This is a genomic window from Polyangiaceae bacterium, from assembly GCA_020633205.1.
Lineage (GTDB): Bacteria > Myxococcota_A > Polyangia > Polyangiales > Polyangiaceae > JAHBVY01.
Genome location: JACKEB010000011.1, coordinates 88635 through 107304, shown reverse-complemented (window position 1 = coordinate 107304; position 18670 = coordinate 88635). Strand labels below are relative to the sequence as shown.

General features: G+C 63.9%; 15 protein-coding genes. 7 read left to right on the top strand and 8 right to left on the bottom strand.

What is annotated here, in order from left to right; all coding sequences use genetic code 11:
- Nucleotides 1-166: 166 nt before the first annotated feature.
- The 5 genes from H6718_07125 to H6718_07105 are packed head-to-tail and all read right to left on the bottom strand — an operon-like array spanning nt 167 to nt 4634.
- On the bottom strand, nt 167-586 hold the full coding sequence (locus H6718_07125) for a hypothetical protein (protein MCB9585152.1): 420 nt from the start codon (nt 584-586) through the stop codon (nt 167-169).
- Nucleotides 561-1211 (bottom strand): hypothetical protein, encoded by a 651-nt coding sequence (locus H6718_07120; protein MCB9585151.1) that lies wholly within the window; start codon nt 1209-1211, stop codon nt 561-563. Before H6718_07120 ends, H6718_07125 begins: the two co-directional genes overlap by 26 nt.
- Nucleotides 1208-2443: a hypothetical protein gene (locus tag H6718_07115; GenBank protein MCB9585150.1), complete on the bottom strand. Its 1236-nt coding sequence runs from the start codon at nt 2441-2443 to the stop codon at nt 1208-1210. The genes H6718_07120 and H6718_07115 overlap by 4 nt, the downstream gene beginning before the upstream one ends.
- Entirely contained in the window at nt 2440-3690 is a 1251-nt protein-coding gene (locus H6718_07110; protein MCB9585149.1) for a VWA domain-containing protein, read from the bottom strand. Before H6718_07110 ends, H6718_07115 begins: the two co-directional genes overlap by 4 nt.
- Nucleotides 3691-3695: 5 nt before the next feature.
- Nucleotides 3696-4634: an HD domain-containing protein gene (locus H6718_07105; protein MCB9585148.1), complete on the bottom strand. Its 939-nt coding sequence runs from the start codon at nt 4632-4634 to the stop codon at nt 3696-3698.
- Nucleotides 4635-4838: 204 nt separating this feature from the next.
- Here H6718_07105 and H6718_07100 point away from each other — a divergent pair, with 204 nt between their 5' ends.
- The 5 genes from H6718_07100 to H6718_07080 all read left to right on the top strand — a co-directional run bounded on the left by H6718_07100 (nt 4839) and on the right by H6718_07080 (nt 14697).
- Nucleotides 4839-5561 (top strand): hypothetical protein, encoded by a 723-nt coding sequence (locus H6718_07100; protein MCB9585147.1) that lies wholly within the window; start codon nt 4839-4841, stop codon nt 5559-5561.
- 156 nt (nt 5562-5717) lie between these two features.
- The gene (locus H6718_07095; protein ID MCB9585146.1) at nt 5718-10190 is read left to right on the top strand and encodes a translocation/assembly module TamB domain-containing protein; all 4473 of its coding nucleotides are present in this window, start codon (nt 5718-5720) and stop codon (nt 10188-10190) included.
- A complete protein-coding gene (locus H6718_07090) occupies nt 10169-10885 on the top strand; it encodes a TetR/AcrR family transcriptional regulator (GenBank protein MCB9585145.1) in 717 nt (238 codons plus the stop codon). The genes H6718_07095 and H6718_07090 overlap by 22 nt, the downstream gene beginning before the upstream one ends.
- 153 nt (nt 10886-11038) lie before the next feature.
- Nucleotides 11039-13045, top strand: a complete 2007-nt coding sequence (locus tag H6718_07085) for a hypothetical protein (protein ID MCB9585144.1) — start codon at nt 11039-11041, stop codon at nt 13043-13045.
- A 32-nt stretch (nt 13046-13077) separates the two neighbouring features.
- Nucleotides 13078-14697 carry an FAD-binding oxidoreductase gene (locus tag H6718_07080; GenBank protein MCB9585143.1) on the top strand — a complete coding sequence of 540 codons (1620 nt, stop codon included), beginning with the start codon at nt 13078-13080 and terminating at the stop codon, nt 14695-14697.
- 5 nt (nt 14698-14702) lie between these two features.
- Here the strand turns inward: H6718_07080 and H6718_07075 are convergent, their stop codons facing one another.
- On the bottom strand, nt 14703-14966 hold the full coding sequence (locus H6718_07075) for a (2Fe-2S)-binding protein (protein ID MCB9585142.1): 264 nt from the start codon (nt 14964-14966) through the stop codon (nt 14703-14705).
- 59 nt (nt 14967-15025) lie between these two features.
- Nucleotides 15026-15847, bottom strand: coding sequence for an acyl-CoA desaturase (locus H6718_07070; protein MCB9585141.1), 822 nt, complete (start codon nt 15845-15847; stop codon nt 15026-15028).
- 368 nt (nt 15848-16215) lie between these two features.
- Between H6718_07070 and H6718_07065 the strand changes: the two genes are divergently transcribed.
- On the top strand, nt 16216-17097 hold the full coding sequence (locus tag H6718_07065; protein MCB9585140.1) for a hypothetical protein: 882 nt from the start codon (nt 16216-16218) through the stop codon (nt 17095-17097).
- Between the two features lie 179 nt (nt 17098-17276).
- On the opposite strand, the gene H6718_07060 is transcribed toward H6718_07065, so the two are convergent.
- Nucleotides 17277-17909: a hypothetical protein gene (locus H6718_07060; protein ID MCB9585139.1), complete on the bottom strand. Its 633-nt coding sequence runs from the start codon at nt 17907-17909 to the stop codon at nt 17277-17279.
- 94 nt (nt 17910-18003) lie between these two features.
- Here H6718_07060 and H6718_07055 point away from each other — a divergent pair, with 94 nt between their 5' ends.
- On the top strand, nt 18004-18669 hold the full coding sequence (locus tag H6718_07055) for a TlpA family protein disulfide reductase (GenBank protein MCB9585138.1): 666 nt from the start codon (nt 18004-18006) through the stop codon (nt 18667-18669).
- Nucleotide 18670: the final 1 nt, after the last annotated feature.

The following is an 18670-nucleotide window of genomic DNA, read 5'->3' as shown; positions in this document are numbered from 1 at the left end:
GAAGGTGGGGCGCACCGCGTGGTTGGGTGGCCCAGGCGTAATGACGCACCGCGGCGAGCGACGCAACTGGAACCACAAACCAGCCCATTTCAAGGCGTGTGCATACGAGCGGCTGCGCGTAGTCAGCATCGTGAGTGGAAGATCCACTCCAGACTCTGCGGGAGGACTACCGGCTGCGCAGCGGGGCCGTGAACGCCGTGGGTCCGGTCCAGAACAGCAGGTGATGGTCGTCGGTCAGATTAGCCTCGAGGGCGATGTGGTTCCCGATGCAGCTGAGGCGGTTCGGGAAGGGCGGGAGCGCCGTGCCCTGGAGCGTGTAGCGCGGGATGTCGACCACCTGAAAGCGCCACGCACCTTCTCGCACGGGGACCTGCCAGAAGCCGCTGTCATCGCTCACCGTTCCTGGTTCGGGGTTCGCGTGGAACACGCTTGCTTCGTCCTGGGCCCATACATTTCCATCGTCCGTGAGGCAGAAGTCACGTAAATCCTCAGGGAAACGTAGTTCCTCCCAGTGTCCGGTCGTGACATCAAGGTGAACCACGTCCTGATGCCGCCGGCCCTCACCCCGCCAGCTCTCTGCGACCATGTAGAACGATGTTGCAGAGCTTGGCCCCGCCCAGGATTTCTTGGTAGAGATCCGACTCGCAGTCGTCACCGATTTCCACGCGGGAACCATTTGAGAGCTGGAGCACTTCGTGCAGGTGGGCCAAGCGCGCTGGGCAGTTGGAGAGCTTGCTGGTTGCGGGAGCATAGCCGTCTGGTCGCTCCCTGGAGGGGGCGTAGGGATCGGATTCCGCTTGCAAGGGGATCCAGTGGCCGCGCTCGAAGCGAGCAACCGCGTAGTCTTCCCTGTTGCTTACTACGGCTACAAGTGCCGTAGGGAAATGACCACCGACAAACCCTTCAACGCTCTCCGCCGCGACCAACTCGTGCGCGACGCGTGCCCCGCCGGGAGCGAGAAGTAGGGGCGCGTTGTGAGTTCCGACAGACGGCGGAAGGGCTACCAACGCCGCGTTTTGGACTTGATCCACACGCAGGTCGTTCGCCAAATCCAGGATCAACCGCAGGCCTTCGCGGGGCGTTGGCTCCGCGTCGCGAAGCGTTTCGGTTGCCGGCGCCGCCTTGGGGGCTCGTGGAGAGATCGGGGGCTCGGGACCCGGCTGCGGGTGACAGCCCAGCGCAAGCAACGCCGCCACGACGGCTCGCCTCACTTCATCTCCTCGACACCTTCGGGCAGCTCATCGAGGAAGCCAGCGCGCATCACCCCTTGATGCTTTCCAGACCAGAAGACGAGACCGGTGGCTACCTCGAACAGCTTGGACTCTCCGGCGCGGGCAATCACCGCGATGTCCTCGCCCAGGCAGGCGACCTGCTCTGGGCGGGTGGTCGCGCCGGCGAAGTCGGGCAGCCTCAGCTCAATCCATTTCCCTGCGGAATAATTCCACAGCGACCCGCTGCCCGCAGCCCAGAGCTCGCCACCGCGCACGCTGCAGAGCGACGAGATCCCCTTCGGCACATCCGGGATATCCACCTTACGCTGCGCCTCGGTGTCCCAGTAGAAGATCTCCGCGTCGTCTCCATTGCGGTAGCCAAACACCAGCGTGCTACCCGCCATGCCGCCGCCGATGGGAGCGGAGCCCGCGGGTACTGGCAGCTCCTGGATCTGACTCTTCGCTCCCGCCTTTGCCCACAGCTCGATGGCGAAAGGTCCGTTGCTCGCCTCCGACTCGTCGCTGCAGCGCTTGCCGATGCTGGCTCGGGGACCCACTGGGACCTTCGGCGGAGCGCCCTGCACCTTGATCACCAGTTGCTCGCTCCACAGCACATCCGTGAGCTCGTAGTCACACTCGCTGCGGACCGCTGAGGGTGCGGGCTGCTTCTTGTACCCGGGAGGAGACCAGAGCGGAGAGCGCAGCAAGTTCAGCTTGGTGGCCATGGGGCGCCACTGCTTTCCGACCAAATGCGCGGCAGTGCTCTTGGTCTCGGGTTTGGTGGAGTCGCTGATGCGGGCGTAAATGTCGCTCGGGTAGCGCCCTTCGAAGCCCCACAAGCCCCGGGAAGTGTCTGCGTCGAACTCCTTGCCGCCAAGCAACGCATCGAAACGCTTCGCTGTCCCAGCGTGCAACAACAGCGGAGACGCCACGTCGTCGTCGTTGCCAGTCGCCAGAAACACCACCAGAGCGTTCTCCAACCGCAAGAAGCTCTGGGGAGATCCAATCCCCACCACGTCGAGGGGCGCCGCCGGGAGCAGCGCCTTTGGCGGATCCGCAGGCGGGCTCTCGAGAGGCTCCGGTTCTGGCGTGCTGGTCGGTTCTGGCGCCGCTGGCTGAACGGGATCGCTGCTCGGAGTGTTTCCGGGAGGTACTGCTGTTCCAGGCGTACCGCCGCACCCGCCGGCGCAGATCAAGCACAGCGCCCAGCCAGCAGCGCGAGCCGGACTCATTTCACGACCGTGTCGCAGCCGAGCAGGTACTCGACTTTGTCCACGCTCCCACTCTTCAGCTGATCGCACACGGCGGGGCAAGCGGTGATGCCCGTCGGCATGGAGGGATCCCCAGTGTAGTACCACCCGGCTTCGTTTCCGCACTGATTTGCGTCGGACACCCGCGGCACCTGGCTCTCCTGACCCCCAGAGTAGACGCTGAAGTTGATCTTGCCGTAGTCGAGGGTCTGCCCGGGAGGCCCTTCCGGTAGCAAGAAGTCGCAGCCCAAGGCTTCGATGCGCACGCTGCGGAGCGCGTCAGTCAGGTTTTGTGAGGCGTTGCTGCCGACATCGGCGAACACCACGCCGACGTCGGGTTCGGTACCAGCCGCGGCGATTTGCTGCAGCGGGCTGCTGTTGATGCCGACGCCAAGCACGAAGGTGGAGACGCTTGGCGACCCTGCCAGGCCATCTGCCGCGATCTGTGCGATGCTGTTTGCATCCGTGGGGAGACAGTCCGTGGGGTCCCCGTCCGTCGCCAGGATCACCGCCAGGTGGTGATCGGTGTGATCCGCACCCCAGCTGCGGAGGCTATCGATGGCCGCGAGCAAGGCGGCTGAAGTGGGTGTGTTCCCCGCGGGCGTGACGCCGGCAATGCTGCTGGTGATGCCGCTTGCGACGCTCGTCGCTGGGCCGATCGCCACGGTGGGCGCGTAGTCTACGGCCTCGCAGGAAACGTAGGGCGCGCTACCCAGGGCCGCGAAGCATTGATCGAAGCTACCGAGGTCCTGACACGGGCCGTACGCGCCACAGTCGTTGTCATCGACGCAAGAGCTCGGCGGACTGCCGCTCAAGAACTCCGGGAACAGCACCAGCCCGAGCTGCAGAGCCTCCGTATCCGTATCCGCAAGGAACGAAGTCAGCGCGCTGTTGAGCGCCTGCCAACGCGTCCCGCCGCCAGTGGCGACGTCCATGCTCTTCGAGCGGTCCACCACGAGCAGGCTGCCCAATGGCTTGTGCTCAGGTTTGACCGAGGTGCCTACGCACGCGGCGTCGAGATCGAAGTGGTTGTCGGGCACGTCAGCGTCGAGGAAGCCTGCGCTGCCCCCTTGGGCGCTGGACCCAGCACTGCCACCCTGACCCGAGCTACCACTAGCGCCACCCGTGCCAGCAGCGCCACCGGTTGCCGCGGGGTCGCCTTCGCTCGCGGAGCACGCGGCGTAGACAACCAGACTTGCGAAGATGCTCCCGAGTCGCCATGCCCTCATGCGGGCTATTTTAGACCGAAACGCTCCGGGTGCTCCGCTACGAACTGCACGTAGTAGCCCGACTCTTGATTTGCCTTGAGTTCGCCTGCCTCGCAGGCGGCCTCAAGGGCTCGCTTGATGTCGCCGAGCAAGCGCGAAGGCGGCAACTTGAAGTGGGTCATCAGCTCGTTGCCCACACCCTTCGGTAACGGCGGCACCCGCGCATCGAGCTCCGCGAGCTCCTTGATGCGCGTACCGAGCTCGTTGATCTTGGCGATGCCCTTCTTCTTCTTCAGTGCGCGCTTGGTGGTGATGTCGGCGCGGGAGAGGCAGAGCAAGTCGTCGAGGTTTTCGCCAATTTCCTTGTGGAAGCGGCGGACGGCGCTGTCAGTCCAGTGGCTGTCGTACTGACCGGCGCGCAGGTGATTCAGCACCAAGAAGCGGATCGAGTCGCGCAGCGTCTCCTCGCTGGAGAAGAAGCGCTGGCGCTTCTCGAGCTTGTCGAACATGCGGGCGCCCACCACCTCGTGCCCGAAGAAGTGCACCTCGCCGTTGTCTCCGAAGGACCGCGTGCGCACCTTGCCGATGTCGTGAAACAGCGCCGCCCAGCGGATGTTCAGGCGCGGCACGGCTTGAGTCACGACCTGCTTCGTGTGCTTCCACACGTCCTTGTGGCGCCACTCCCCATCACCAAAACCGACCATCGCTTGCACCTCGGGCAGCAAGCGGTCGAGCACGCCAGCGAGCAGCAGCGCGTCGAGGCCGAGGTCGGCGTGCTTTGCCACGATCATGCGATCGAGCAGCGGTCGAAGATCCGTGCCTTTGAGGCCCTCGAGGTCGAGGTCGCTGATGGCGACGACCTCGATGTTGGACTCACCGTCCTCAGCAAGCTCCACGGCTCGGGCCACCGCTTGGATGGCGCGTGTCTTGTTGCTCTGGTCGGGGGCTAGCGTCATTTGCGGCATCTGGGTCGCGAGTGGCGTGAGCGATGGGGTGAGCGGCGGAGCGCGCTCGGCGCCCGCAGTAATGCGGGGTTTCGCGAGAGTCCCTGGAACCACCCAGGGCAACGTCACGCGGGTCGCCGCGTCTAGCACAAAAATAGCGTAGCACCCCCCGATTCAGCACTCCGCGGGAGCAAACCTGGAGGCAATTCCCGTATCGTTTGTCCCATGGGATGGCGACTTGGCTGGGTTTGGGGGTTAGGAGCACTGCTGCTCGTCGGATGCTCGAGCGACGAAAGCGGCGGCTCTGGCGCGGGCGGTAGCGCCGGGCAGGCGGGCAGCAGTGGCGCTGGGGGCACGACTGGAGCGACTGGGGGCAGCGCTGGCAGCTCCGGCGCTGCGGGCGCCGCAGGCACGGCGGGCAGCGGCGGCACTGGAGGTGCCCCGCTGTGTGAACAGGCCAGCGTTTCTCTGCAAAACGACGGATTCAGCGAGATGGGACAGGTCTTCTTCCAGCAGGGCTTCGCCCAGGACGAATGCTGGGGCGTGACGTACGAGGTGGGTGCCCCCGGTTGCTCTTACGCCTTCGATAAGCTCGAAGTCGTGGTGGGTGGCGCCACTGATACGAAAATTTTCCGCGTAGAAATCTGGAGTGTCGATGACCAAGGCAAGCCGGACCAGCGCTTGAAGTCGTTGGACGCGCAAATCCAGGGTTCAGATTCGGCGATCAACCAGATCGATATTTCGGATCTATCGCTACCGCTCTTCCAGGATCCCGGGTTCGCCGTCGCGATGTGCTTCACCGAGCACTCGGGCCTCCCGGCGATTGGACGAGACGATGACGGCATCACGTCTGGGAAGAACTGGATCTTCGACGGCGCATGGAAAGACGCCGCCAGCCTGGGAGTTCAGGGAGACTGGATTCAGCGGGTGACGGTGACGCCCAAGTGAGGGTTTTGCGCTGGCCGGCGGTTCAGGCGGCTTCCGTCCCCCCACGCTGACTCGCGATCCGGCTTTTTTTGCTCGATTTACGTCCTCGAAGGCGGTTTCGCAGTAGCTTTCCCAGGGTTGGCGCTCGTGAGCGGTCGCCAGCGACCAAACCCCCCGATGTCCGACCGAAAGAGCCCCGCCCCCGCTGCGCCCGCTGAGCGTCGGCGTCGACGCGTCGGGCGTCGTGGATCGTGGGGAAAGCGCATCGCGCAGCTGTTCTGTGTGCTCTTCGCGTTGATCGGACTGCTCCCCGTGGTGCTCGGGATCTTGCTGCGTACCGATGCAGCCCGCACCCGACTCGCGGCGGAGACGGCGCGGGTGCTGGACGAGGAGCTCGGCGTCAAGGCGAGCTATGAGGTGCGGGTCGAGCTGCTGCCCTTGCGCCTCAGCCTCGAGAATGTGGTGGTGCCGGCGAACGACGGTGGCTCGCCGCTGCTGACGGCGCGCAGCGTGCGCGTGGCGCCTCGCTTGTTCGCGCTGATCTCCGGCAGGCTGGATGCGGGGGATATCGAGATCGAGTCCCCGCGCGGTCGCATCGTACTCCAGGATGGCAAGCTTCAGAACCTCGACTATCGGTTGCCAAAACCGAGCGGAAAATCGAAGCCGCTCGACCGAGCCCCGTTTGCTTCCATCGCGATCTCCGACGCGGCCGTCGATCTGAAGATCGACTCCGATACACGGGTCACGACTCAGGGCGTGGATGTTGATGTCTACGCCGAGGACCGCCTCGCCTTCGAGGTGGCTGTGCGCGCTGGGGAGACCCGAGTGGAGCGCGAGCGCGAGCGAGTCCTGCGCCACGCTCCCGATGCCAGCGGGGATGAGCCGGATCGCACGCAGGTCGAGCCGGCCTACGACGAGGATGTGGTGTGTCAGCTCGATCTGCGCGCCCGCTACGACGAGGGTGCGGTTTTGGTGCGCCGACTCGCCTTGCTTGGCGCGGCGGACGACGACGAACGCAAGGGGACGGCGGCGAGCTGTCGCATCGACGAGCTGACAAAGAACCCGAATCGCGTTGCCGTGCGGCTCAGCAGCGTGCGGGTGACGCCCCGCCCGGATGAGCTGCCGCTTCTTGATGGTCACCTCTTCGTGCGCGCGCCCATCGAACCGGTGAATCGCTACGCGGGGACTCACCTCAAGGGTTGGGTGGGTTTGAGCGGTGGCGTCAGGTTCGATGGTACCGGAAAGTTGCCTAGCTTCAGCGGCCGGCTCAAGGGCGGGAAGATCGGCATGGGTGGGTACTCCTTCGCAAAGTACCTCGACGCCCAGGTGGAGGTCGCCAAGGACGTAGTCGAGCTTCCGAAGATCAAGGTTGGCTACGCGAACGGCGACCTGGAGATCACGGATGTGCGCATCGAGCCGCTGGCGAAAGAGCCCCGAATCTCCATGGCCAAGCTCGACGGGAAGGGCATGAACTTCCCGGGGCTGATGCGTGATCTCGATGTCACCGAGAACACCGTTTGCCAGTGGGATCTCGACCGTACGCTGATCACCGACCTCAAGGGCACGCTCGCGCCGTTGAAGCTCGACGCTCAGATGTACACCGAGGCGAGCCGCTTCGAGATCTTCGACCGCGCGTACCATGATTCCGCGCGAAAACACATGATCGGTGTGCGCGCTCCGCAGGTGGTCCGTGCTCGCATCGGGGTTCGACCCAAGGCCTTCGAATTCTACGATGTGCGTGGGCAGTTCGGGCACAGCCGGCTGCTGGCGAGCGTCGTTTCCTTGGGCTTCAACAACCAGTTCAAGCTTGGTGTCTCTGAAGGCACGAAGATCGAGCTCGCGGATATCGGACCGCTGGTGGACATCCCGATCGCCGGCCTCGCCGAGCTAGACGCCAATATGGTCGGCACCTTTGGTGACCCCGTGCTCGAGGGTCATATGAAGGTGAAGGGCTTCGAGTTCGGTGGCTTCCCGTTGGGAGATATCGAGCGCGCCAACACGCGCTTTCGCCCGTTGGTGCTCGAGCTCTCGAACGTCCGCGGCAAGAAGGGCAGCAGCCACTTCGATGTCTCCAGCGCGAAGCTCGACTTCGATAGCGACGCCACGGTGTTGGTGGACGCGGAGGTTGCCAGCAGTGATCTCGACATTCGCGACTTCTTCGCGATGTGGCACTTCGACGAAGATCCGCGTTTCGCGCCGATCAAAGGTCGCGGTGCCGTGCAAGCGAGCGTGCACTTCGATTTCGGCGGGAAGTCCGACAAGTGCGGCGGTGGCTTCCTTCAAGTGCGGGGCGAGGGCCGATTCGGGGAGATGGAACTCTTCGAAGAGCACTACGACAAGGGGAGCGCCAGCTTCGACTTCCGTTGGCTGGACCGCGACGCGAGCTACCTTGGGTTCGAGCTCGACCTGCCTAGCTTCAGTTTGAGCAAGGGTGGCGGAGTGTTTCTCGGTGCTTTGTCCATGCAGCGCGGAGGGATCTTGCGCGGCCATGGGGTGGGAACGCGTGTTCCGCTGCCGGCGTTTCAGTCCATGGGTTCGCTTGCGGACTACGTCTCCGGCTACGCCAGCGCGACGGCGGAGGTCTACGGAACCGTGGACCAGCTGAGCTTCGACGCCAGCGTGGTGCTCAGCGGCATGCACGTGGGGACGTCAAAGTTGCCAGCATCTACCCTCGACGTAGCGCTGCGCCCGGTTGAGAAGAAAAAGCCGGTGGTCGTCGGTCGTACGCGCTGTGGCGCGCCAATCACCGCGCCATTCAACCGAGCGCGCTGGGAACAAGACGAGGCGGATGGCATTTTCCACGTGGATGGAGAGCTGTTCGGGGGTCAAGTCAAGTTGAGCGACTTGCAGGTGACCCGTCAAAGGTCGAAGACCGCGAAGGGTAGCGTTACCCTGCAGGATCTCGACGTGGGTGCTTTCGCGGAGATCTCGCCGACGCTGGCGCTCGCGAACGCGCCGAAGGGACGCCTGAGCGCAACCATTGACATAGCCGAGCTGCCCTTGGATCGACCGCGCGATGCTCGCGCTACCGTGCAGCTTAAGGGCCTGGACATGAGCCGCGGTGGTGCCCAGGTCGAGTTGGTGGACGCGAAGCCCATCGTGATCAAGGACCAGAGCGTCAGCGCTGGACACCTCGCGCTTGGCCTCCGGAGCCTGGGCACTGCCCAAGCTGTGTTCGATTTGTCGGGCGGCGTGACTCAGCTTGGCAGCGACCCCAAAGTCGATTTTCGTATGGAATTGCGCCCGCTCGATCTCTCGACGCTTGCCCGCGCGCTGCCGAGCGTCGATCGCGCGAAGGGCCAAGTGCAGGGCAACCTGTCGATCAAAGGACCGCTCAAGCAGCTCAGCTACTCGGGTGGTTTCCAGCTCACTGGCGGCGAGTTGGCCCTGGCTGGTGTTGGCAATACGTTGTCGGATGTCGAATTCGAGATCAGCGTGGATTCAGACCAAATCGCGGTGCGGCGCGGCAGTGCGAAGGTCGGCAGTGGCACCGTGAAGATCACCGGTGATGCGCGTCTTAGCGGGACCGAGCTTGGAAAGGCGCGCTTTGTGATCACTGCCGATGACATCAGCTTGCCGCTGACTTCCGGCGTCGAAACAACTGCCGATGCGCTCCTAATCGCCAGTTGGGATCCTCAGGCCCAAGGGCCTGGAGGCGAGGCGGCGCTGCCGCGCGTGACCGGCGACGTGACGATTCAGTCATTCCGCTATACGCGACCGGTGACCATGGCCGTGGACATCTCCACGCTGGCATCGAGAGGAAAGCGTACTGAGTTCGACGCCTATGATCCGGTAGATGATCGAGTCGAGTTCGACATCACCGTCAAGGCGAGCCGCGCCCTCACATTGAGCAACAACCTGATCGACGCGGAGCTCGTAGTTGGCCGACAAGGGCTCTTGCTCTCGGGTACGAACCAGCGCTTTGGGATGCGCGGATCGCTCAAGCTGAAGCCGGGAGGGCGCATTCGACTGCGGCAGAGCGAGTTCGAAATTCAGCAAGGATCCGTGCGTTTTGATGACCTTACGCGGATCGCTCCCCGTGTCGATGTCACTGCTAGCACTGAGTATCGTCGGTACTCCGACGCAGCTGCAGCGACCAGCGGCAGCGCTGAAGGCAGCGCTGGTGGGAGCAGCGCGGCGAGTGCCACGGGCGGAAGATGGAACATCACGCTCCACGCCTATGGCGACACCGAGCAGCTCAAGATCGATCTCACGAGCAATCCTGCGCTCTCCCAGGACGACATCGTACTCTTGCTGACCATCGGCCTAACGCGAGCCGAACTCGACCAAGCACAGTCGGCTAGTGTCGGTGAAAGTGTTGCGTTGGAAGCGCTGGGCACACTCACTGGCGCGGACCAAGCGGTAACCAAAGCCGTGCCAGTTATCGACGAGTTCAACTTCGGTAGCAGCTACTCATCCCGTACAGGCCGTACTGAGCCAACGGTTACCATCGGAAAAAGACTTGCTGATCGCATCCGAGCGAACGTTACCAGCGGCATATCGGACTCACGTGAGGTACGCTCTAACCTAGAGTGGCGGCTCAATCGCAGAGTGAGCGTGGAGGGCTCGTACGACAACGTGAACGACCTGGGGAGCTCAAGTCTGGGCAATCTGGGTGCAGACCTGCGGTGGCGTCTCGAGTTCCAGTAAACGAAACCGACGAAGAGGAGGCTCCCGACTCTTCGGTTACGGAAGTGCCAGAGGACCGTGCGCCTCGACGGCTTACCCGTGCGGAAAAGAAGGAGCGTACACGTAGTCAGTTGATCCAGGCAGCGGCTGAGCTCGCGCGCACTGGTGGGGTGGCTGCCGTTACAACAACTGCAGTCACTGCACGGGTTGGCGTGACGCAACCGGCCTTCTACGTCCACTTCAAGAATGTGGATGAGATATTGGCCGTCGCCGCAGAAGAAATTTCTAACCGCATCACCCAAATTCTGCGCGAAGTTCGCGCGGCGGGTCGTGAACGCGGTCCCATCGAGAACAGCGAGAACACGGTGCGCCAGAGCCTGGAGGCGCTGATCTCTGAGCCTGCGATGATCGATATCTTCCTGCGCTACCGTAGGGATACGACCTCAGCGCTGGGCAACGCGATCATGGCGTGTGAAGCGCGTGCGCGGCGTGAGCTGGCTGAGGACTTGGCTCAAGGCGCTGCCAAGGTCGGCTTCGATATGACGAAGTTGCCACCGCTCACACTCGTCGCCGACACCTTCGTCTCGCTCTTCATTGGTGCTCTGGAGAGCATTCGTGACGAGCGCGCCGAGCTCGAGGACGCGGTGAAGATGCTGCAGTCGGTGATTCGCGGGACCGTTGGGTACTCGCTGATGCGTCAGAGCCAGGCCGGCTAGTCCAGCCGGGGCCCCACGTCGTGTGCGGGGCTCCTGCTGGAGGTCCCTTCCCCGCGCGCGTGATCTCTACCCCGAGGGTGCTGGAGCGTTCCATCCAGCGCCTGCTTCGCGTCTCCGCTCCCGAGCGGCCAGCCGGTCTGTTACCATCCGCTGATGGCTTCGCGGATTGGGGGACTGGGGTTAGTGATCGCCGGCCTGGGGTTGGCTGGATGTGGGGGCGACGAGTCGAGTGCAGGTGGTGCGCAGCCTCCGGCTTGGGAACCCGGATCCAGCAATGTCTTGTACGGGCCGCTCGGAGAGAGCGACACCGAGCTCTTTCCCTCGAACCGCTACTCCCACCCTGATGCCGCCAGCGCCACGGGTCTTCGGGTGGAGATCAGCCCGCGAACCGTCGTGAGCTCGAGCCAGTTGTACGGTTTCCAGACCAGCGTCGACGAGCTGAACGAGCTCGACGGTTTCAGCCCGGTGGGCGGTGTGATCGCGAAGTTCGACGGACCCATCGACTACGCCGGCTACCAGGCGGAAGTCGAAGGCGAGAAGATCCACGGCGAGATCTCCGACGCTGCGAGGTTCAGCTCGGGTGGGTCCCCTTTGTACCTGGTGGACCTCACCCCCGAATCCCCTGACTACGGCAAGCCGCTTGGCCTCGTCCCTTACTACTTTGCCCAGCCCGGGGACGACTATTGGCAGTTCGACGACTACACGTTGATCGCCCACCCTGCGGTGCCACTAAATCCCCGCGGAACCTATCTCTTCCTGGTGACCGATGAGCAAAAGGCGGCGGACGGCACGCCGATTGGGCGCTCGGAGTTCATGCACGAGACGCTCACCGGACAGGTGAGTGGTGACTACGAGGCGCAGCTAAGCGACGCGTTGGATACCGCGCTGCCGCTCTTGGAGCTCTCCCGTGAAGAAATCAGCGCGGCGACACTGTTCACCGTGGGCGACGTGCAGCGCGGAATGATCGACTTGGCGCAGGCGCGGCGCCAGGCACCGCTGCCCGAAGCGCAGGACAGCTGGAGTGTGAACGACGAAGACACAAACCGAGTGCGCTTCGTGAACCACTACCCCTCGCCTGAGTACCGCAAGCCAAAGCCCGACGGAAAATGGGAGTTTGATGCGCAGGGCGTCGCGAAGAAGCAGAAGGACGAGTCGCTGGAAGTCTTCTTGAGCTTCTCCAACAAGGCGGTGAGTGGGCCGCGACCGGTGGTGATCTACGGGCATGGACTCGGAGGCGACAAGGACGGCGTGTGGGGGACGTCGGAACGTCTCGACCCGGTATCGGAGAGGGGCGTCGCGGTGTTCGGTATTGACTCGCCTGAGCATGGTTCGCGACACGAGGGTGAGACGACTCTGATCAGCAGCGTGTATGGCTTCTTCGGGATTGACGAAGCGACCAATGAGTTCGACATCGCGCGAGCGCGGGACAACTTCCGCCAGATGGCGGCCGATCAGCTTGAGCTGGTGCGCTTCATTCAGAGCCTGTCGGAGCTAGACGTGCTGCCCGTGGGCGCTCCTGATGGTGTGCCGGACCTCGACACATCGAACATCCTCTACATTGGCCATAGCTTCGGGTCGGTGCAAGGAGCGACCATCGCTAGCATTGCACCAGAAATCCGCGCGGTAACTTGGAACGTCGGTGGGGCGGGACTCATGATGTTGCTGCGCGACTCGAAGACCTTCAACATCGTGGTCAAGGGCATCGCCGGGGACGGCATTCCGTTCGGATCCGTGGCGAGCTTCATGGCGATGACTCAGAGCATCGTCGACCCCGGTGACCCGCTGAACTTCGCCCACTACGTGACCCAGGAGGCGCTACCTGGCGTCGTGGGTTGGGCGCCGCGCGACGTGCTCCTGCAAGAGGTGAACGACGACGGCATCGTTCCAAACTCCACCAGCGATGCGTTGGCACGCGCCGCGGGTCTGGAACTGTTGCACGAAGTGCGCCCCGTGCCTGGTATCCGTGCGGTAAATGCACCGGTTAGTGGCAACCTCGCCGGTGGCGCCACGGGGATCATGACGCAGTTCGATCGCGTCGAAGGGGATACCAAGGTCGCCGAGCACGGTGGGCTGATTTTCACGCCAGAGGCGCAAGATCAGTACGTGCGCTTCTTTCAGAGTGTGCTCGCGGGGAAGAGCGAAGTGACTTCTCCCTACTGAGCGTTGCGCGCGCCCATGGTAGCCTCGGGTGGATGAGCCCAAAGCGCAAGTTCTGGGGTTGGGGGATCGAGGGTGAGGGACCGCCACCTGAGCGACTCGCGATGGTTGAAGCGGGGCTCAGCCATTGGCTCAACATGGGCAAGCTGGAGATCACCGAACCACCTCAGCTGTCGGATATCGATCTGCCTGCGCCGCGCTTTCAGCTGCCAGCGACCCTGAAGGAGCTTGGGCACAGCGACGACTACGAACGCTTGAGCCACTGCTACGGCAAGTCGTATCGGGACATCGCGCGGGCTTTCGCACGGAAGTTTGAGCACCCACCGGATGTGGTCGCGTACCCGAAGGACGAGGCCGACGTGGTGCGGCTCCTGGACTTCTGCACTCAGGAACGCGTTGCTGTGATTCCGTACGGAGGTGGGTCCTCCGTCTGCGGTGGTGTGGAGGCGAAGTTCGAAGGTGACTACCGGGGCGCCCTGAGTCTGGATCTGACCAAGCTCGACCAAGTGCTCAAAGTCGACCGCGACTCGCGCGCGGCGCAGATTCAAGGCGGCGTGCTGGGGCCGGCGCTCGAGGCGCAGCTCAAGCCCCACGGGCTCACCTTGCGTCACTACCCTCAGAGCTTCGAGTTCTCGTCACTGGGCGGCTGGATCGCCACCCGCGCGGGGGGCCACTTTGCGACCCAATTCACGCACATCGATGACTTCGTCGAGAGCCTGAGAGTGGTCACTCCTCGAGGTACTCTCGAGACACGACGCTTGCCGGGTTCCGGCGCGGGCCCGAGCCCCGATCGTCTGTTCATCGGCTCTGAGGGCGCGCTGGGAGTCATCACGAGCGCTTGGATGCGCGTCCAAGATCGTCCGCGTTTCCGCGCGAATGCGGCTGTTCGTTTCGCTGACTTCGCGAGCGGTGCGCGGGCCCTCAAGGCGCTGGTTCAGTCAGGCCTGTACCCGGCGAACTGCCGACTGCTAGATCCGATGGAAGCGCTGATGAATCAGGCCGACGGCAGCGGAGAGGCGCTGCTCTTGGTTGCGTTCGAGTCGGCAGATCATAGCCTCGAAGCCTGGATACGCCGCGCGGTCGAGCTGGTGCGTGACCACGGCGGCCGCATCGACGACGACAAGGTTCGACTGAGCGAGACCAAGCCAGAGGACGACGCTAAGCGGGAAGGCGCCCAGGCGGCGTGGCGTGACGCGTTTCTACGTGCGCCTTATCTCCGTGATGCGCTGATCGCGCGTGGAGTCTTCACCGAGACCTTTGAGACGGCGGTGACGTGGGACCGCTTTGATGAGCTGTATCACGCGGTCAGTGACGCTGCGCGGAAAGCAACCGCCGAGACTGGTGGCGAAGGAGTGTGCACCTGCCGCGTCACGCACGCGTACCCAGACGGCGCGGCGCCCTACTTCACGGTCGTTGCACCAGCTCGGCGCGGCTCTGAGCTCCAGCAGTGGGACGTCGTCAAGGCAGCCATGACCGACGCGATGCTGGAGCACGGCGGCACCGTGACTCATCACCACGCGGTCGGGCGAGACTTCATGCCCTGGTACCTCAAACAGCAGCCGCCGCTGTTTGGCGACGCCCTGAGTGCCGCCAAGCGTAGCCTGGACCCCGCTCTCGTGATGAACCCCAGCGTCCTGGTGCCTACCCAAGCATAGCCGGGCTACAAGTCGTCGGGGTCGAGCGCTGCGAGCTCCCCAAACGCTAGAGGTCGCATCGGTGGTCGAGGCGTGATGCCGTGGCCGGGGTCCCCGCCTCTTGCCGCGAGGATGCGCGCGCAGGGCACCAAGCACCACTTGCCTTGGCACCAGCCAGTGCCAAAGCCGGTGTAGCGCTTGAGGGACTCAATGTCGTCGTGCCCGAGTTCGATGGCGTGCTCGAGCTCGGCGACGGTTACGTCTTCACAGCGACAGACCAGGCTCTTCACGAGGAGAAGCTTGGGGCCCGCGAGCGGGGAATTCAAGGGCGCCCGCCTCGCGGCGGTAACTACTCGGCGGGCTCTGGCGCCGGCAACTCGAGGTCTTCCTTCACGTGGGTCGCCTCGCGCTCCTCACGTGAATTCAGCAGGCGCTCGTCGCGCAGCCTGAGGATCCCGAGCTTGGCGAAGACGCGGATGGCCCACCAGGTGGGGTCGATTTCGAACCAGCGCACCGCGAAGTTCGGCCGCATGCCGTACTTGTGGTGATTGTTCTGGAACAGCTCACCCAGGGTGACGAAGTCGAAGATCAGCGTGTTGCGCGAGGCGTCCTTGCTGTCGAAGTTGCGGTAGCCCGCCCAGTGCCCGAACCAGTTGACGATGGCGCCGTGCACAGGGCCCATCAGGTAGTGGATGGGCAACAGCAAGAAGTGCCACCACTGGGTCGCAAACGCGAAGTAGAAGGCGGTGTACGCGGTGCCCCAGCAGAGGCTCGTCAGCCAGCGGCCAGCGATGCGGTCGATCAACGGCCAATCGGGATAGCCGCCGTCGAAGCGCTCTTCCACGGGGAAAGTCCCCAAGTTGATTGAGCGGTAGATGTCCCGGGTGTGGTTCATCATCGACACCGGGTTGTTGAAGATCACCGGCGAGTGCGGGTCCTTCTCGGTGTCGGAGTACGCATGGTGCATGCGATGCAGAATCGCGTATCCGCGCGGATTCAGATAGGAGCTACCTTGGAAGACGAAGGTGCAAAAGTGGAAAAACCGCTCCCAGCCCTTGGACAGGGTGAACATGCGGTGCGCGCCGTAGCGGTGGAGGAAGAACGTCTGAAAGAAGACGCTCAGCATCCAGTGCCCGACGAAGAAGAGGACGATGGCGACGGGGAGTTCCATTCTAATTTCCACTACCTAGGGGACCGACACCCCTGCGCCGTCAGCCGCGAGTCACGTTTTCGTCATGCCGCAGGAGGGACGGACATGCGTTCAGCGCGCGACAGTCCGGACCTCGCGGTGGGTGGTAGAAGGTGGGTGTAAAGCCTCGAGATCAAGCTGCTTTCCGGGTGCTGGCCGAACCGATGTTTGGTAAAAAATAAGGTAGGACGGTTAGCCGGCCACTCCCCCAGCGATTCGCGCCCGAGAGGCGCGAACAAGTAACAGTTCCTTGGTTCGTGCCCTGAACCGCGCCGACATTGATTTTGCGCGCCACGGGTGCGCATGGCGCTTCATGTGCCGCCTCCCTAACTTCGATTGGAGCAAGACTCATGACCACTCGTACTCTGGCGATTCTGTTTGCCGCTGGCCTGCTCGGCGCGTGTGGCGGAAGCTCTGGTTCGGATCTGTTTGGCGATAGCGGCGCGGGTGGGGGCAACAGTGGCGGCACCGGCGCGACCTCTTCGGGCGGGTCCTCGAGCGGTGGCAGCTCCACGACAGGTGGCTCTTCTGGAGATGCAGGCGCTGGCAACACCGGCAACTCTGGCGGTGACGGTGGCGTGGGCGGCACGGGCCCCATCGCCGGCTCAGGCGGAGTTGGCGCTTCCGGAGGTGCGCCGACAGGCGGCACCGGGGGCGCGACGGGCGGCGTTGGAAACAGCGGCGGCGAAGCGGGCAGCCCAACAGGCGGCTCCAGTGGAAGTAGCACCACCGGCGGAACCGCCGGCAGCAGCACCACCGGCGGCACCGGCGGCATGGCGGGGAGCGGCGGCACGGCTGGCATGTCAGGCAGCGGTGGCACCGGCGGTGGCACCGTCATGGGCGACCCCGGTGTGGTCACTTGCAACGGCAGCGCTTGCCGTGTGGATCAGGGCAACAAGTGCTGCGTGCCCTGGTACGGATCGAACCCGACGGGCAGTTGCATCGACGAGGACGCTGACTGCGACGGCAACTTCGCATCCGACAACAAGAACGACATCACGTGTAACGGCCCCGAGGACTGCGACGCCGGCGAACACTGCTGCGGTGAGACGACTCAGATCGGCTTCCCCGGCAACCAGCGCACCGTCTACGATCGCTTGAGCTGCAAGAGTTCTTGCGGCAACGGCGAAGTCGTCGTGTGCGGCGACTTCCCGGGGGAATGTGGACCCAATCAGGTTTGCGCTCAGAGCAGCCTGCTCGAGAGCGGCTACAAGGTCTGCCGTAACCCCTGACCACTAGCAGGATGCTGAAAAACTCCGCTTTTCAGCATCCGGCGTGCTTATCCGCGCGGATCTTCGGACCACGCTCTCGCAAAACCCCATAGAAGTGAGGGTTTTGCGAGAGCGAGATCTGGTCGAATTGTGCGCGGGCACGGTTGTTGTTGATTGGCAGGGTGTTTTTCAACACCCTGCTAGAAGCCGAAGCCCAAGCTGACGCCCGCAAACGGCAAGAGCTCGGGCTTCGGCGTGACTAGCTCATCTGCATGGGGCAGGTAGGCGGCACCAAGCTCAGCCGCGCCGACCAGCTCCACGCCGTGCTCGAGCGGGTAGAGTAGCCGCAGCTGGAGCACGCCCTCCGCACCAGCGGTTTCCGCGCGGCTAGAACCTGTGTCGCTGAAGCGGAAGCCCGGTTCGTCACTGGCAACTTGAAGCTCCGTCATGCCTACGCCGATGGCCGGTTCCAGCGTCACGCCTCTCGGGTCGTCAGCGGGCTGCCACTGCAGGACGTTCCACTTCACGCGGAGATGCATCAGATCGCTCCCCGACTCGTGGAGGAGCCCTGCGCCAGTGCCGCAGGCTTCGAGGGACAAGAACCTGAAAGGCGTCGTTTCCGCGCAGATATCTGGGTGGCCGGACTCTGCGGTTGCGCTCGACGAGCCCAAGCGCAGGTTCAGGTAGTTTCGGGCGGGGGCTTGTGCTGGGGGAGGGCTCGCTCCGGAGTCGACTTGGGCAGCCGCCTGGCTGGAGCACACGGCCACCGCGGCGCCGATCAGGGCCGAAATACCCCCAACTTGCTGCGTCCTTACGCCGCGCCACTGAGCCATCGCCGCTCTTTTAGCGCGGTGAGCCCGGGGCACCTAACCCCCAAACCAAACCTCGCTCCGCTTTGGCGCTTCTCGTGCTACACCCTGCGACGGAATGAAGCCCGCACAGCTCGCACAGCTCGTGTTCATCCTGATCGCGGCGCTCGGTGTGTACTCGTTTGGAGCCACCGCGCGGGACGGCGAACAGCGCAAGCTCTGCACGCCCATGTGTGCGCTGGGGCCCGACTACTCGGCTCGCAATCGCTCGGCGCCGGATTTCGAACTACCGCTGGTCAGCGGCGGCAAGGGTCGACTCTCGGACTACCGGGGCAAGGTCGTGATCCTCAACTTCTGGAGCAAGACCTGCCGGCCTTGCCTCGAGGAACTGCCGAGCCTCGCCGAGCTAGCGAACATCCTGCGTAGCCGTGGCAAGAACGTAGTGCTCTTGACCCTGTCCACTGACGAGAGCGTGGACGACGCCAAGGCGACCCTGGAGTCGGTGCTGCCTGACGGCGTGCCGTTCCCCGTGTTCGTCGACTCCGGCGCCGATATGGTGCTCGACAAGTACGGCACCAAGCTCTACCCGGAGACCTGGTTCATCGACCCGAAGGGTGTGATTCGGGCGCGCGTCGACGGCGCGCGTGACTGGAGCCAGCCCATCGCCGTGGAGTTTGCGGAGAGCTTGGTTCATCCCCAGGCGTGCACCCTCGAGTTCGAGAACGGGAAGCCCCGCGGCGCTCAAGCGGCGATCTGCAACGACCTCGGGCTGCTCACTCAGTAGT